This is a genomic window from Oceanimonas baumannii, from assembly GCF_002245495.1.
Classification (GTDB): domain Bacteria; phylum Pseudomonadota; class Gammaproteobacteria; order Enterobacterales; family Aeromonadaceae; genus Oceanimonas; species Oceanimonas baumannii.
This window is the reverse complement of record NZ_NQJF01000009.1, coordinates 170,752-183,374: the sequence shown is the minus strand read 5'-3', so window position 1 is coordinate 183,374 and position 12,623 is coordinate 170,752. Positions and strand designations below refer to the sequence as shown.

13 protein-coding genes are annotated in these 12,623 nt (G+C 58.3%); 5 read left to right on the top strand and 8 right to left on the bottom strand.

Annotated elements, in window-relative coordinates; genetic code table 11:
* Nucleotides 1-10: 10 nt before the first annotated feature.
* The 5 genes from benB to B6S09_RS12195 all read right to left on the bottom strand — a co-directional run bounded on the left by benB (nucleotide 11) and on the right by B6S09_RS12195 (nucleotide 4,376).
* Nucleotides 11-502, bottom strand: a complete 492-nt coding sequence (gene benB / locus B6S09_RS12215) for a benzoate 1,2-dioxygenase small subunit (RefSeq protein WP_094278767.1) — start codon at nucleotides 500-502, stop codon at nucleotides 11-13.
* The gene (locus B6S09_RS12210) at nucleotides 499-1,875 is read right to left on the bottom strand and encodes a Rieske 2Fe-2S domain-containing protein (protein ID WP_094278766.1); all 1,377 of its coding nucleotides are present in this window, start codon (nucleotides 1,873-1,875) and stop codon (nucleotides 499-501) included. The genes benB and B6S09_RS12210 overlap by 4 nt, the downstream gene beginning before the upstream one ends.
* 72 nt (nucleotides 1,876-1,947) lie before the next feature.
* Nucleotides 1,948-2,883, bottom strand: coding sequence for a catechol 1,2-dioxygenase (gene catA / locus B6S09_RS12205; protein WP_094278765.1), 936 nt, complete (start codon nucleotides 2,881-2,883; stop codon nucleotides 1,948-1,950).
* 50 nt (nucleotides 2,884-2,933) lie between these two features.
* Nucleotides 2,934-3,224 carry a muconolactone Delta-isomerase gene (gene catC / locus B6S09_RS12200; protein ID WP_094278764.1) on the bottom strand — a complete coding sequence of 97 codons (291 nt, stop codon included), beginning with the start codon at nucleotides 3,222-3,224 and terminating at the stop codon, nucleotides 2,934-2,936.
* A gap of 33 nt (nucleotides 3,225-3,257) precedes the next feature.
* Nucleotides 3,258-4,376 carry a muconate/chloromuconate family cycloisomerase gene (locus B6S09_RS12195; protein WP_094278763.1) on the bottom strand — a complete coding sequence of 373 codons (1,119 nt, stop codon included), beginning with the start codon at nucleotides 4,374-4,376 and terminating at the stop codon, nucleotides 3,258-3,260.
* Nucleotides 4,377-4,483: 107 nt separating this feature from the next.
* Here B6S09_RS12195 and B6S09_RS12190 point away from each other — a divergent pair, with 107 nt between their 5' ends.
* Nucleotides 4,484-5,386, top strand: a complete 903-nt coding sequence (locus B6S09_RS12190; RefSeq protein WP_094278762.1) for a LysR family transcriptional regulator — start codon at nucleotides 4,484-4,486, stop codon at nucleotides 5,384-5,386.
* A gap of 13 nt (nucleotides 5,387-5,399) precedes the next feature.
* Here the strand turns inward: B6S09_RS12190 and B6S09_RS12185 are convergent, their stop codons facing one another.
* On the bottom strand, nucleotides 5,400-6,185 hold the full coding sequence (locus tag B6S09_RS12185) for an IclR family transcriptional regulator domain-containing protein (protein ID WP_094278761.1): 786 nt from the start codon (nucleotides 6,183-6,185) through the stop codon (nucleotides 5,400-5,402).
* A 264-nt stretch (nucleotides 6,186-6,449) separates the two neighbouring features.
* Between B6S09_RS12185 and B6S09_RS12180 the strand changes: the two genes are divergently transcribed.
* From B6S09_RS12180 to B6S09_RS12165, 4 genes are read left to right on the top strand one after another with little or no spacing between them, the layout of a single operon-like run.
* On the top strand, nucleotides 6,450-7,268 hold the full coding sequence (locus tag B6S09_RS12180) for a CoA transferase subunit A (protein WP_094278760.1): 819 nt from the start codon (nucleotides 6,450-6,452) through the stop codon (nucleotides 7,266-7,268).
* Complete coding sequence (locus B6S09_RS12175) at nucleotides 7,268-8,062, top strand: CoA-transferase subunit beta (protein WP_094278759.1); 795 nt, start codon at nucleotides 7,268-7,270, stop codon at nucleotides 8,060-8,062. The genes B6S09_RS12180 and B6S09_RS12175 overlap by 1 nt, the downstream gene beginning before the upstream one ends.
* Entirely contained in the window at nucleotides 8,059-9,264 is a 1,206-nt protein-coding gene (gene pcaF, locus B6S09_RS12170; protein ID WP_094278758.1) for a 3-oxoadipyl-CoA thiolase, read from the top strand. The genes B6S09_RS12175 and pcaF overlap by 4 nt, the downstream gene beginning before the upstream one ends.
* A gap of 28 nt (nucleotides 9,265-9,292) precedes the next feature.
* Nucleotides 9,293-10,075: an alpha/beta fold hydrolase gene (locus tag B6S09_RS12165; RefSeq protein ID WP_094278757.1), complete on the top strand. Its 783-nt coding sequence runs from the start codon at nucleotides 9,293-9,295 to the stop codon at nucleotides 10,073-10,075.
* Between the two features lie 253 nt (nucleotides 10,076-10,328).
* On the opposite strand, the gene B6S09_RS12160 is transcribed toward B6S09_RS12165, so the two are convergent.
* Nucleotides 10,329-11,276: an ornithine cyclodeaminase family protein gene (locus B6S09_RS12160; protein WP_094278756.1), complete on the bottom strand. Its 948-nt coding sequence runs from the start codon at nucleotides 11,274-11,276 to the stop codon at nucleotides 10,329-10,331.
* 56 nt (nucleotides 11,277-11,332) lie between these two features.
* Nucleotides 11,333-12,616, bottom strand: coding sequence for an MFS transporter (locus B6S09_RS12155; RefSeq protein ID WP_094278755.1), 1,284 nt, complete (start codon nucleotides 12,614-12,616; stop codon nucleotides 11,333-11,335).
* Nucleotides 12,617-12,623: the final 7 nt, after the last annotated feature.

Genomic DNA, 12,623 nt, shown 5'->3' with positions numbered 1-12,623 from the left:
CTCCTACCCATCACAGGTGATAGATATCAATCACCTGATTGATGTAATCGTTGTTCAGAATCACCTTTTTCTCGGTGATCAGCGGTTGCTCGCCACGGATATCCAGGGTGTAGAAGGAGGTACCGAAAAAGGTCTCCGTTTTGTGGTAGCGATGGCTGTGGGTCTGCCAGTTAAAACGCAGCGTCACGGTGTCGCCGGTCTGCTCCAGAATTTCCAGGTTGCTGGTCAGATGGGTGGTGCGCGGCTCCGGCAGAGAGCTGGCGCCGGAGCGCTCGGTCTTGATGCGGTACACGCGATCTTCCAGGCCTTCCCGGTTGGGGTAGTAGATCAGCGAGATCTCGGTCTGGGGATCTTCGGTCAGCTGATCCTCGTCGTCCCAGGCAGGCATCCAGTACACCACGTCCTTGCTGTAGCACTCCAGCCACTGGTCCCACTGACGGTCGTCCAGCAGACGGGCTTCCCGGAAGATAAAGGCCTGGATTTGTTCAACGCTCATGCTCATGCGGAAGCTTCCTGTTCGGTAATGGAAATCAGCTGGGCGCGCTCGGTTGCAACTGCTCGCAGCATCTCTTGTACCCAGTGCTGGTGGTGGGTTACATACAGGCCTTCATCCTCCGGCCTGGCACCGCTCAGTATTGGCTTGAGCCCGATGGCATCGGCGCCGGCATCCGGGCCGTCGATCCAGTGGGCGGCACCCCGGCTCATGTCATTCCACTTCAGGCCGCTGGCCTGGTAACCCTGCTGGCAGGCGCGGAACTCTTCCAGGTCATCGGGGGTGCCCATGCCGCTGACATTGAAAAAGTCTTCATATTGACGCAGGCGCTTGGCACGATCGGTGGCCGGTTCATTCTTCGGTGCCCAGCAATAGATGGTGATCTCGGTCTTGTTGACGGAGATGGGACGCAGCACCCGGATCTGGGTGGAGAACTGGTCCATCAGGTACACATTCGGGTACAGACACAGGTTTTTGGTGGTGTTGACGATGGCGTCGGCACGGGCGCCACCCAGTTCATTCTGCAGCCGCTCCAGGTGACTGAACACCGGGCGTACCTGGGGGTTGGTGAGCCGGGTCCACAGCATCATGTGGCCGTGTTCAAAGGAGTAAAAACCGCCTTCGTTGGACCAGCTTTTGGCGTCTACCGCCTCGGTGCCGCCCTTGTCGTAATTGCGCTGACCCATGGTGGACAGATAGTTCCAGTGCACCGTGCCCACGTGGTAGCCGTCGGCACCGTTCTCGGCGGTCAGCTTCCAGTTGCCTTCATAGGTATAGGTGGAACTGCCTCGCAGAATTTCGAGACCGTCTTCCGCCTGATCGACCATGTTGTCGATGATCTTGGTGGTTTCACCCAGGTATTCCTGCAGCGGCAGCACATCGGAGCTCAGGCTGCCAAACAGAAAGCCGCGGTAGGATTCGAACTTTGGCAGTTGCTTGAGATCGTGGGAGCCGTCGGTGCTGAAACTGTCCGGATAGCCGCCTTTCTTCTGGTCGCGGGCTTTCAGCAGCTTGCCGTCATTCTTGAAGGTCCAGCCATGGAAAGGGCAGGTGAAGGAAGCCTTGTTGCCGCGTTTTTTACGGCACAGGGTGGCGCCTCTGTGCGAGCAGGTATTCAGCAAGGCACGCAACTCGCCATCCTTGGTGCGGGTGATCACCACCGGCTGACGGCCTACCGTGGTGGTGTAATAATCGCCGGGGTTTTCCACCTGGCTTTCGTGCGCCAGGTAGACCCAGTTGCCTTCAAAGATGTGTTTCATTTCCAGGCCGAACAGTTCCTGATCGGTAAACACACTGCGGTCACAGCGGTAGTGGCCGGTTTGCGGATCGGCTTCCACTGCGGTCCGGATTTTCTGTTCGAGTCGGTTGAGTTGGCGAGTCATGTGTCTCACTCCATGTGATGTTACTGTCCGCTCCGCACTGAGCGGACCGGCTGGCTGCAGGCAGCGATAGGGTTATTCAGCAGTTTCCAGGGCGCGTTTGCGCTCGTGGCGCTGCTGATGCTCGGGTTTGCTGGTGCTCACCAGCTGGATATTGAACTCCACTTCGGTCACCGGTCCGGTTACACCATGGCGCTCACCGGCGGCGGACCGGGCGACCGGACGGGCGTCCACCACCAGCTCGTCACGGGTCGCAAAGGCGAAGTCGTCGTAGGTGTACTCGTCACCGGCCAGGTTGATCTGGGTGGTCAGGTGTTTGTGACCCGGGGCAGAGATAAAGAAGTGAATGTGGGCCGGGCGTTGTCCATGGCGACCGAGCTGGTTCAGCAGGGCCTGGGTGGAGCCTTCGGGCGGGCAGCCGTAACCGGACGGAATAATGGACTGTGCCACATAGCGGCCCAGGGCATCGGTCTTGATGCGGCGGCGCAGGTTGTATTCGCTCTGGCTCTGGTCGAAGTAGGAGTAGGCGCCCTTGAGGTCGGCATGCCAGACATCCACGGTGGCACCGGCCAGCGGGTTGCCCTGCTCATCGGTGACCACGCCGGTCAGCAGCATGATATCACCGGCCTGGGTGCCGTCATCCATGCGGGCGAAGCCGTCGCAGAGGGGGGCGCCGGCCACGTACAGGGGGCCTTCAATGGTGCGCGGGGTACCGCCGGCCAGGCCGGCCTGGGCGTCTTCGGCATCCATGCGGATGTCCAGGTACTTGTCCATGCCCAGGCCCGGGGCCAGCAGGGCAGCCTCACCGTTTTTACCCAGGTCGTTGATGTAATAGACCGCACTCCAGAACTCTTCCGGGGTGATGTCCAGGTCTTCAATTATCTGGAACACGTCGTGCATCACGCGGTGCACAATGGTCTTGATGCGGTCATTGCCGGCGGCCTGGTTCAGACCGGCCACTTTTTCCAGTAGTTCTTTGACTTCCTGCGTCTGCATGGTTTTGACGGACATGGCATTGCTCCTTGCTGATTTTTATTTGGTCTAGGGGTAACTCAGGTTATTTAGCGGTCATCCTGATGAATGGAAGACGGATGCCGGCACAGGGGGGCGACCGTGATATCCATGTAGGGAAACAGCGGCAGGGCGCTAATCAGGTCCTGCAGCTCGGCGTTGTCGGCCACATCAAAAATGCTGACGTTGGCGTAGCTGCCGGCGACCCGCCACAGGTGACGCCACTTGCCCTGGGTTTGCAGCTCCTGGGCGTAGGCTTTTTCCCGGGCCTTGATGTCGGCGGCCACCTCGGGGGACATGTCGTGGGGCAGATTGACCTTCATTTCGACTTTGAACAGCATGCTTTTCTCCTGTTACTCGTGGGTGGCGAGGGCTTAGTGGCGGCGGTATTCGGCCAGCTTGTCTTCATTGATGGTGACGCCCAGTCCCGGCCCTTCGGGCAGGGCGACGCCGTTGTTGTGGAAGTGCAGCGGCGTTTCCACGATGTCGTCCTTCAGCAACAGGGGGCCGAACATTTCGGTGCCCCAGTGCAGGGTGTCGAGGGTGGCCCAGGCGTGCAGGGAAGCGACGCTGCCGATGGTGCCTTCGAGCAGGGTGCCGCCATAGAGTCCGATGCCGGCGGCACTGGCCACATTGGCCACTTTCAGAGCCTGCAGGGGGCCACCGGCCTTGGCAATTTTCAGGGCGATGGCCCCGGCGAAGCCGGCGGAGGCCAGGGTGAACATGTCGCTGGCGTCGGCCACGGCTTCATCGGCCAGAATGGGCAGGTGGAACTTTTGTGCCAGGCGGACCAGGGCGGGGTAATCCTTCATCGGGGTGGGCTGCTCGACCAGGTCGATGCCGGCGGCCTGCAGTTCGGCCATGCCACGGGCGGCGGTGCTTTCATCCCAGGCCTGGTTGACGTCGACACGGACGCTGGCGCGGTCACCGACGGCGGCCTTGATGGCGGCGACGTGGCGAACGTCGTCCATCAGCGGTCGGCTGCCGATTTTCAGCTTGAAGTCGCAGTGTCGTTGCTCGGCGAGCAGGCGTTTGGCCTCATCGATGTCCGTCTGGGTATCGCCGCTGGCGAGGGTCCAGAGCACCGGTATGTGCTGGCGGATGGCACCGCCGAGCAGCTGGTGCAGGGGCTGGTTGAGGCGTTTGCCGAGCAGGTCGAGCAGGGCGGTTTCGATGGCGGACTTGGCCAGGTTGTTACCGCGGGCGGCGCGATTGAGCCTTACCCTTAAGGTATTGATGGCGTCTGCGGGCTGTCCCAGCAGCAGCGGCGCGAAGTAGGTATCGATGGTCAGCTTGACGCTTTCGGGGCTTTCGGGGCCGTAGGCCAGTCCGCCGATGGTGGTGGCTTCGCCGATGCCTTCCAGGCCGTCGGTGTCTAGCATGCGCACGATAACCATGGTCTGCACGGCCATGGTGGCCATGGAGAGCTGGTGCGGGCGGATGGTCGGAATGTCGACCAGTATGGCCTCGATGGAATGAATGGTTGCTGACATGTGACCTCTGCCGCCTTGGTGATAATGTTTTGTTGCAAGGAGGTTACATTTGCGCTGTCATACCCACCAATATTGATTAAGTCGCAAGCAATACCCTGGAGGTATGGATGGAGCTGAGGCACCTGCGCTATTTCATTGCGGTGGCGGAAGAGCTGAACCTGACCCGGGCGGCGGAGCGGCTGTATATCGCCCAGCCGCCGCTGACCCGCCAAATCAAGCAGCTGGAGGAGGAGCTGGGGGTGCAGTTGTTTATTCGCAAGGCGCGGGGGCTGGAGCTGACCCAGGGAGGACTGTATTTTCTGCAGCAGGCACGGACCATCATGGAGCGGCTGGAAGCCAGCATTGAGGGTACCCGGCAAATCGCCCAGCTGCGCAAGACGGTGTTTTCCATCGGCTTTGTGCCATCGGTATTTTACGGCCAGTTACCTTTTATGGTGCGCCGCTTAAGGCGTAACAAAAACCTGGAAATTGTGCTGCATGAGCTCAAGACCCAGGAGCAGGTGGAGGCGCTCAAGAGTGGAAAAATTGATATCGGTTTTGGCCGGGTGCGAATTGATGATCCGGATGTGGAGCAGGAGGTGCTGTTCAACGAGCCCCTTATCGCCGCTCTGCCGGCCTCTCATCCCCTGACCCGGCAGGCCCCGACCATGGCGCAGCTCGCCGAGGTGCCGATGGTGACTTTTCCCGCCGGCGCCGGCCCCAACTTTGCCGATATTGCTCAGGGTTTATTTCATCGCCGGGGTCTGAAGCTGCAAGTGATCCAGCAGGTCAATGATCTGCAGACGGCGCTGTCGCTGGTGGCCTCGGACATGGGTTTTGCCCTGGTGCCGGAGCAGGTGCACAAGTTGCAGCGGGAAGGGGTGGAGTTTGTCCCGGTAGCGGATGAGCAGCTCTCCATTCCGGTGATTGCCTCGCGACGTCGGGGCGAGAACCCCAACGCGGCGATGCGACTGGTGAATACCATACTGGCGGAACTGGTGGAAAACCGGCTGAGTGGGCGTTACCCCTGAGTTCGCCGTCGCGTTAACCCTGCAGTGTTTCCCGGATTTGCCTAGCTTTGTCCTGTAACAGCGGCAGAAACCGGCCGGTGAGAGTATCCATATCGACCCGGGCAGCATTGGTGCTGATGTTGATGGCACCGAGCAGCCTGCCCTGTTGATCGAAGGCCGGCACCGCCAGTGAACGCAGCCCCGAGTCCAGTTCCTGATCGACAATGGCATAGCCCTGCCGGCGCACCTGCTCCAGGGCCTGCTCCAGGGTTTTCCGGTCGGTAATGCTGTGTGCGGTATAGGCCTGTAACTGGACCTGATCCAGGTAGGCGTTCAACTGCACGTCGGGCAATTGGGCCAGCAGCACCCGGCCCATGGAGGTGTAGGCGGCCGGCAGCCGGGTGCCAACCGACAGGCGGATGGCCATCAGCCGGTGCTCGGCGGCAGAACGGGCGATGTAGACCACTTCGTCGCCGTCGAGCACGGCGAGGGAAGTGGACTCGCCGATCTCCCGGGTGATCTCTTCCAGGTAGTGCTGGATCACCATCCGGTAAGGGTTGGCGGCAAGAAAGGAATTTCCCAGTTGCAGCACTCTGGGGGTCAGGGCGAAGTGGCGTTGCTGTTTGTCCAGGTAGCCAAGGGCGTGCAGGGTCAGTAAGAAGCGCCGGGCCTTGGCCCTGTCCATACCGGTTTTTGCTGCCACTTCGCTCAGGGTCATACGGGGATGCTGCTGATCAAACGCCTGCAGTACTTCCAGCCCGCTTGCCAGAGCAGCCACGAAGTCCCTGTCCTGTGGGCTGAGTCTGTCGTCTGTGGTCATGAGTGTTGCTCCTGTGAGGAATGGGCCGGAATCCAGCTCGCATCATAGCAATAAGTTCGTATAACGAACATTTATTTTTCCATCCCTGGTTTCCGCTTTTTTTGTACAAAAAATAACTTCTTTATTTTCATGCTATTAGCTTCCCTTTCGAGATTTTTTGGACAAACAGGATTTGCCACCCAGGGTAAACCGGTGTAAACATGTTCGCAATGCAAACCCAAGTTCGCAATGTGAACTCATCACTTACCCAGGGAGGCGATACCCATGGCCCAATTCATGAGCCTGCACGACGCGGTCGCTCGTTACCTTCAGGACGGCGCTACCGTCGCCATGGAGGGTTTTACCCATCTGATCCCTTTTGCCGCGGGACACGAAATTATTCGTCAGGAAAAGCGTGGTCTGACCCTGATCCGCATGACCCCCGACATCATCTATGACCAGCTGATCGGTGCCGGCTGTGCCGAGCGGCTGATCTTCTCCTGGGGTGGTAACCCGGGTGTGGGCTCTCTGCACCGGCTGCGGGATGCGGTAGAAAAGGGCTGGCCCCACAAGCTGGAGATCCTGGAGCACAGTCATGCCGCCATGGCCTGTGCCTATGAAGCGGGAGCCGCCGGCCTGCCTCTGGCGGTGCTGCGCGGTTACATCGGTAGTGACCTGCCCAAGGTGAATCCGCAGATCCGTTTTATTGAGTGTCCCTTCACCGGCGAACGGCTGGCGGCGGTGCCGGCGGTGCGGCCCGATGTCAGCATCGTTCATGCCCAGCGTGCCGACCGTCAGGGCAACGTGCTGGTGTCCGGCATCGTGGGAGTGCAGAAGGAGGCGGTACTGGCCGCCCAACACAGCATTGTTACTGTGGAAGAGGTCGTCGACGACCTGCAGGCCGATGCCAACGCCTGTGTGATACCGGGCTGGGCCATTACTGCCATCGCCGAGGCCAAAGGTGGCGCGGCACCGTCTTACGCTCACGGTTATTACGAAAGAAATAACAGCTTCTACAAGGAATGGGACGCGATCTCCCGCGATCGTGACAGCTTTAATGAATGGCTGCAGCAGAACGTTTACAACGCAGGAGGGCAAGCCTGATGACTACCGAATATACCGCTTCCGAAATGATGACGGTGACCGCCGCGCGTGCCTTGAGCAACGGCATGACCTGCTTTGTGGGTATCGGCCTGCCCAGTGAGGCGGCCAACCTGGCCCGTCTGACCCACGCTCCTGAAGTGACCCTGATTTATGAATCCGGCACGCTGCAGACCCGCCCCGACATTCTGCCGCTGTCCATCGGCGACGGCGAACTGTGTGAGCAGGCGCTGACCACAGTGGCAGTACCCGAGATGTTCCGTTACTGGCTGCAGGGCGGTCATATCGATGTGGGTTTTCTCGGCACCGCGCAGATCGACCGTTATGCCAACCTCAACACCACCCTGATTGGTGACTACCAGTCACCCAAGGTACGCCTGCCCGGCGGCGGCGGCGCGCCCGAGATTGCTACCAACTCCAGGGAAGTGTTTATCACTCTCAAGCACTCACCACGGGCCTTTGTGGAAGCGGTGGATTTCATTACCACCCTGGGCTTTGGCCGGGACGGCAAGGGCCGTGACAATGTGCCCAATATTGGCAAGGGCCCGACCAAGGTGATTACCGACCTGTGTGTGATGGCCCCCGACGCCGACACCAGAGAGCTGATCGTACTTTCCCTGCACCCGGGCGTGACCCGTGAGCAGGTAACCGAGGCCACCGGTTGGCCGGTGCGCTTTGCCGACGAACTGGCGCTGACCCCGGAGCCGAGCGGTGAGGAGCTGACCATTCTGCGTGACCTCAAGGCCAGAACCGCCGAGCACCATGCCAGGCCGGTGGCCCGGGAGGGTGGCCAATGAAATCCGTTTATCTCTGTCACCCCCGCCGTACCGCTATTGGCCGCTTCGGCGGCACCCTGGCGGCGGTGCGCCCCGATGATCTGGCGGCCCGCGTGTTTGAAGCCGTGCTGGCCCAGGTCCCGGATCTGGATCCGGCGGCCATCGATGAAGTCATCATGGGTTGTGCCAACCAGGCCGGGGAAGACAACCGCAATGTGGCGCGTATGTCATCGCTGCTGGCGGGCCTGCCGGTCAGCGTGCCCGGCACTACCATCAACCGTCTGTGCGGCTCAGGCATGGATGCGGTAGGCACGGCGGTGCGCGCCATCAAGGCCGGCGAGCTGGATCTGGTGCTGGCCGGCGGCGTGGAATCTATGTCCCGCGCGCCTTTTGTGATGGGCAAGGCTGACAGTGCGTTCAGCCGTAATCAGGCGATTGAAGACACCACCATTGGCTGGCGTTTTATCAACCCGCTGATGAAAGCTCAGTATGGGGTAGATACCATGCCGGAAACGGCGGAGAACCTCGCCGAACAGTTCGGTATTTCCCGGGAAGATCAGGACGCCTTTGCCGCCCGCTCGCAGGAAAAGGCGGAAGTTGCCCAGCGCAGTGGTCGCTTTGCCGAGGAAATCGTGCCGGTGGAAATCCCCCGCCGCAAGCAGGAGCCGCTGATCTTCGCCGATGACGAGCACCTGCGGCCGGGCACCACCGTTGAGAAACTGGGCCGGTTGCCTGCGCCGTTCCGTGACGGTGGCAGTGTGACCGCCGGTAATGCCTCGGGAGTGAACGACGGTGCTGCCGCCATGCTGATTGCCAGCGAAGAGGCGGTAGCGCGTCATGGCCTCAAGCCGATGGCGCGGATACTGGGCATGGCGACTGCCGGGGTGGAGCCGCGTATTATGGGTGCCGGCCCGGTACCGGCGGTGCGCAAGCTGCTGGAACGCCATGGCCTGTCGATGGATGACATCGACTTGTTTGAGTTTAACGAAGCGTTTGCCGCCCAGGCTCTGGCCTGTATGCGCGAGCTGGGTCTGAAAGACGATGATACCCGGGTCAACCCCAATGGTGGTGCCATTGCGCTGGGCCATCCGCTAGGTATGTCCGGTGCCCGCCTGCTGCAAACTGCCGCCCATGAACTGCACCGGCAGAACAAGCGACTGGCCTTGTGTACCATGTGTGTGGGTGTAGGTCAGGGAATTGCCACCCTGATTGAACGGGTTTAAGGCGAGACTCTTATCAGTTGGAGGCACAATGTCATTTCTGAACATAAACGATCGTGCTGTGGGCTACCGCCTGCTGGGCGACCCTTCTCGGCCGCTGGTGGTACTGGCGCATCCCCTGGGCATGACTCAGGCAGTGTGGGACGACCTGCTGCCGGAACTGTTGCCCCGTTACCGGGTACTGAGCTGGGATCTGCCCGGCCATGGCAGCAGCGCAGCCTGGCGTGATGAGCGTATTACCCCCGCTGCTCTGGCGGAGGAAGTGCTGGCCCTGGTCGAGATGGCTGGTGGCGGACGGTTTCACTTTGTCGGCACCTCTATCGGTGGCGTGATTGGCCAGCAATTGCTGAGCACCAATGCCGGCCGCCTGCTCTCTGCCACCCTCACCAATACCGGTGCGGTCATCGGCACCGCCGAGGCCTGGCAGGCACGGGCAGGAGCTGTACGTGAAAATGGTCTGGCAGTGATGGCAAACGAGATTGTTCCGCGCTGGTTCGGGCCGCTGGCCTGTGAGCGTGAACCGGCCCTGCAGCCGGGCTGGAGCACCATCATGGGCCGGGGCAATGCCAACAGCTACGCCCTGCTGTGCGAGATGCTGGGGGCCAGCAACTTCAGTGAACAGCTGAAAGAACATGATGTGTCGTTGCTGCTGGTTGGTGGTCGTGATGACGTCGCCACCCCGCCGGAATCCCTGGAACACCTGGCCTGCTGTGCCGGGGCGGACGCACCGGTGATCCTGGAACAGGTGGGCCACGTGCCCTCGGTAGAAGCACCGGCGCAGTTTGCCGAGCTGCTGCTTAAACATATCGGCTGATTGCTGGTGTGATCTCCGCCTGCGCGGAGATCACGGCCTGCTGCACAGGGCTGTCAGCCACTGGTAAAAAGGCCTGCAAATGCAGGCCTTTAGTCTGATGGTCAGGTCGATGCCAGTTCTGCTATCCACAGCCTGCTGCTGCGATGTCATCTCCGCGCAGGCGGAGATCCATGGCATGTTGCACAGGGCTGCCAGCCGTTTTGTTGCTGATCATCAACCGGAGTGATCAGAGGTTGGCCAGATGATTACCGTCTTACTCTTGAAACAATTGGTAAACACCTTTCGCAACAGCAAGATCAAAGTGGGCGGCACCTACAGATTTGAAGATGGTGATCTCATCCTCTTTGCGGGTATAGGGGGTATCCAGCAGATTATTGAGAGAGCCGGTCACTTTATTAAAATTCCAGATGCCCTGGTTTTCTGCGTCAATCAGTTCACCTGCCTCTGCTTTTACACCGTCCAGGTCGTCAACATAAATGGCATCGGCCTGTGGAATCAGGTTTACAGGGATCTCCCGCATTTCAGGTAAATAGCTTCCTACGCCCATAATGTGGGTGCCAGGTTTGACTGCTGCCGCCGAGAAAACATCTTGGGTAGAGCGTGTTGCACAGCAGACCACGTCAGCATTGGCAACGGCTTTATCAGCATCGGTAACGATTTCAGTTCTGGCTTTAACGCCAAATCTTGCTAAACGATCTGCGAAGTCTTGTGCTTTTTCTGGTGTTCGGTTAACCAGGAAAATAGTCTCAATAGGGAGTGTTTCCAGTACACCCAGAACCTGTTCAAAGGCCATGGCACCGGTGCCGATAACGGCCAAAGTCTTGCTGTCCTGACGGGCCAGATATTTGCAGGAAATAGCACTCAGGGCTCCGGTGCGCAGACGGGTAAGATAGGAGCCATCTATAAGACTAAGGTGCTCGCCGGTTTGCAGCTCGGTCAGCAAAATTTTGCCTTGGGTGGTTGGCAGGTTTTGCTCCGGATTAAGGGGAAAGATGGAAACTATTTTTATTGCACCAAATTCATTTCCATCCGAGCAGGGCATATAAAGAACAGACCCATTTTTATCTTTTACTGGAATAACAGTCCGGTGAGGATTGATAATGCGACCAGCTGAAATCATGCGAAGTATGTTTTCTACATCTCGAACAGCATGCTTCATATGATAAAATTGCTGAATCTCGGATTCATTGATGATTTTCATATAGGGTTTCTCCTGTAATGAAAAGCCCGGACTTAATCCGGGCCAGGATAATGATGTCAGTATGCTGGCTGAGGTGCTCTTTGAGGTGCTTGGGCTTTAATCGAGCAGATAGAAAGCAGCGAAATGAGAGCGGTAAAAATTATGTAAATAGATACTGGCACATAAGAGTTGTCAAAGGTGGCAAGCAGCGCGGTTGCTACCAGTGGCGCTGTTCCGCCGGCAATGGCGGCACCAATCTGGTAACCCAGAGAAACACCGGTATAGCGTACCTTGGCATCAAAGATTTCAGAAAACATGGTGCCTAGAACCGCTGTTATTGGTGCCCAGATAATTCCCAACCCAATAACGGTTGCTATTACCAGAAGGGTGACACTGCCCTGGTGGAGCAACCAGAAGTAGGGGAAGGCATAGGCCATCATTGCCAGGGTGCCGGCAACATACATTTTTTTACGTCCTATACGGTCGGATAGAGCCCCCATAATAGGAATAAGTATGGTGGTTACCACAGTGGCAATCATAACGGCTCCCAGCGTAGCGGAACGCGAGAAGTTAAGATTGGTTGTGGCATAAGAAACAATAAAGGTGCTGAAAATATAGAAAGGCGCTGTTTCTACTACTTTGGCTCCAATGGTAATTAACACTTCTCGCCAGTGGTAACGCAGTGTTTCAACTAAGGGAATCTTAGGGATCTCACCACTGTTTTTAACGGCCTGGAACTCGGGTGTTTCGTCTATTCCTTTACGGATCCAGAGTCCGAATACAACAAGCAGGGCGCTTAGAATAAAGGGTACACGCCATCCCCAGGTCATAAAGGAATCTTCAGGCAGTAAATTCATAATCCAGAGGGCGAGTGTTCCCATCACCATACCAATGGTGACGCCCATTTGTGGAATGGAACCGAAGAAACCGCGCTTTTCCGGTGGCGCATATTCAGTGGCCAGCAGCAGTGCACCACCCCATTCGCCACCGATGCCCAGCCCCTGGATAAGGCGCAGTGTAATCAGCAGTATGGGAGCGGCAACACCAATGGCTTGATAAGTAGGCAGCAACCCCATGGCAAAGGTTGATGCCCCCATCAGGCTTAAGGTAATAACAAGGGTTTTCTTGCGTCCAATGCGGTCACCGATATGACTGAATATTATTCCACCAAAGGGGCGGATAAAGAACGATAAAGCAAAGGAGGCATAAGCTATGATCAAGCCGAGTGTTGGGTCGTCACTGACAAAGAATATTTGATTAAAAACGAGTGCGGCCATGGTGCCGTACAGAAAGTAATCAAACCATTCGATTGAGCTGCCGACCAGGCTGGCAATCAGCACCCGCCGTGTTTTTTTATCCATTATGTTT

Bases quoted from the DNA above. Each gene is read 5' to 3' on its own strand.
- benB (WP_094278767.1), bottom strand. From the start codon at position 502: ATGAGCATGAGCGTTGAACAAATCCAGGCCTTTATCTTCCGGGAAGCC.
- B6S09_RS12210 (WP_094278766.1), bottom strand. From the start codon at position 1,875: ATGACTCGCCAACTCAACCGACTCGAACAGAAAATCCGGACCGCAGTG.
- catA (WP_094278765.1), bottom strand. From the start codon at position 2,883: ATGTCCGTCAAAACCATGCAGACGCAGGAAGTCAAAGAACTACTGGAA.
- catC (WP_094278764.1), bottom strand. From the start codon at position 3,224: ATGCTGTTCAAAGTCGAAATGAAGGTCAATCTGCCCCACGACATGTCC.
- B6S09_RS12195 (WP_094278763.1), bottom strand. From the start codon at position 4,376: ATGTCAGCAACCATTCATTCCATCGAGGCCATACTGGTCGACATTCCG.
- B6S09_RS12190 (WP_094278762.1), top strand. From the start codon at position 4,484: ATGGAGCTGAGGCACCTGCGCTATTTCATTGCGGTGGCGGAAGAGCTG.
- B6S09_RS12185 (WP_094278761.1), bottom strand. From the start codon at position 6,185: ATGACCACAGACGACAGACTCAGCCCACAGGACAGGGACTTCGTGGCT.
- B6S09_RS12180 (WP_094278760.1), top strand. From the start codon at position 6,450: ATGGCCCAATTCATGAGCCTGCACGACGCGGTCGCTCGTTACCTTCAG.
- B6S09_RS12175 (WP_094278759.1), top strand. From the start codon at position 7,268: ATGACTACCGAATATACCGCTTCCGAAATGATGACGGTGACCGCCGCG.
- pcaF (WP_094278758.1), top strand. From the start codon at position 8,059: ATGAAATCCGTTTATCTCTGTCACCCCCGCCGTACCGCTATTGGCCGC.
- B6S09_RS12165 (WP_094278757.1), top strand. From the start codon at position 9,293: ATGTCATTTCTGAACATAAACGATCGTGCTGTGGGCTACCGCCTGCTG.
- B6S09_RS12160 (WP_094278756.1), bottom strand. From the start codon at position 11,276: ATGAAAATCATCAATGAATCCGAGATTCAGCAATTTTATCATATGAAG.
- B6S09_RS12155 (WP_094278755.1), bottom strand. From the start codon at position 12,616: ATGGATAAAAAAACACGGCGGGTGCTGATTGCCAGCCTGGTCGGCAGC.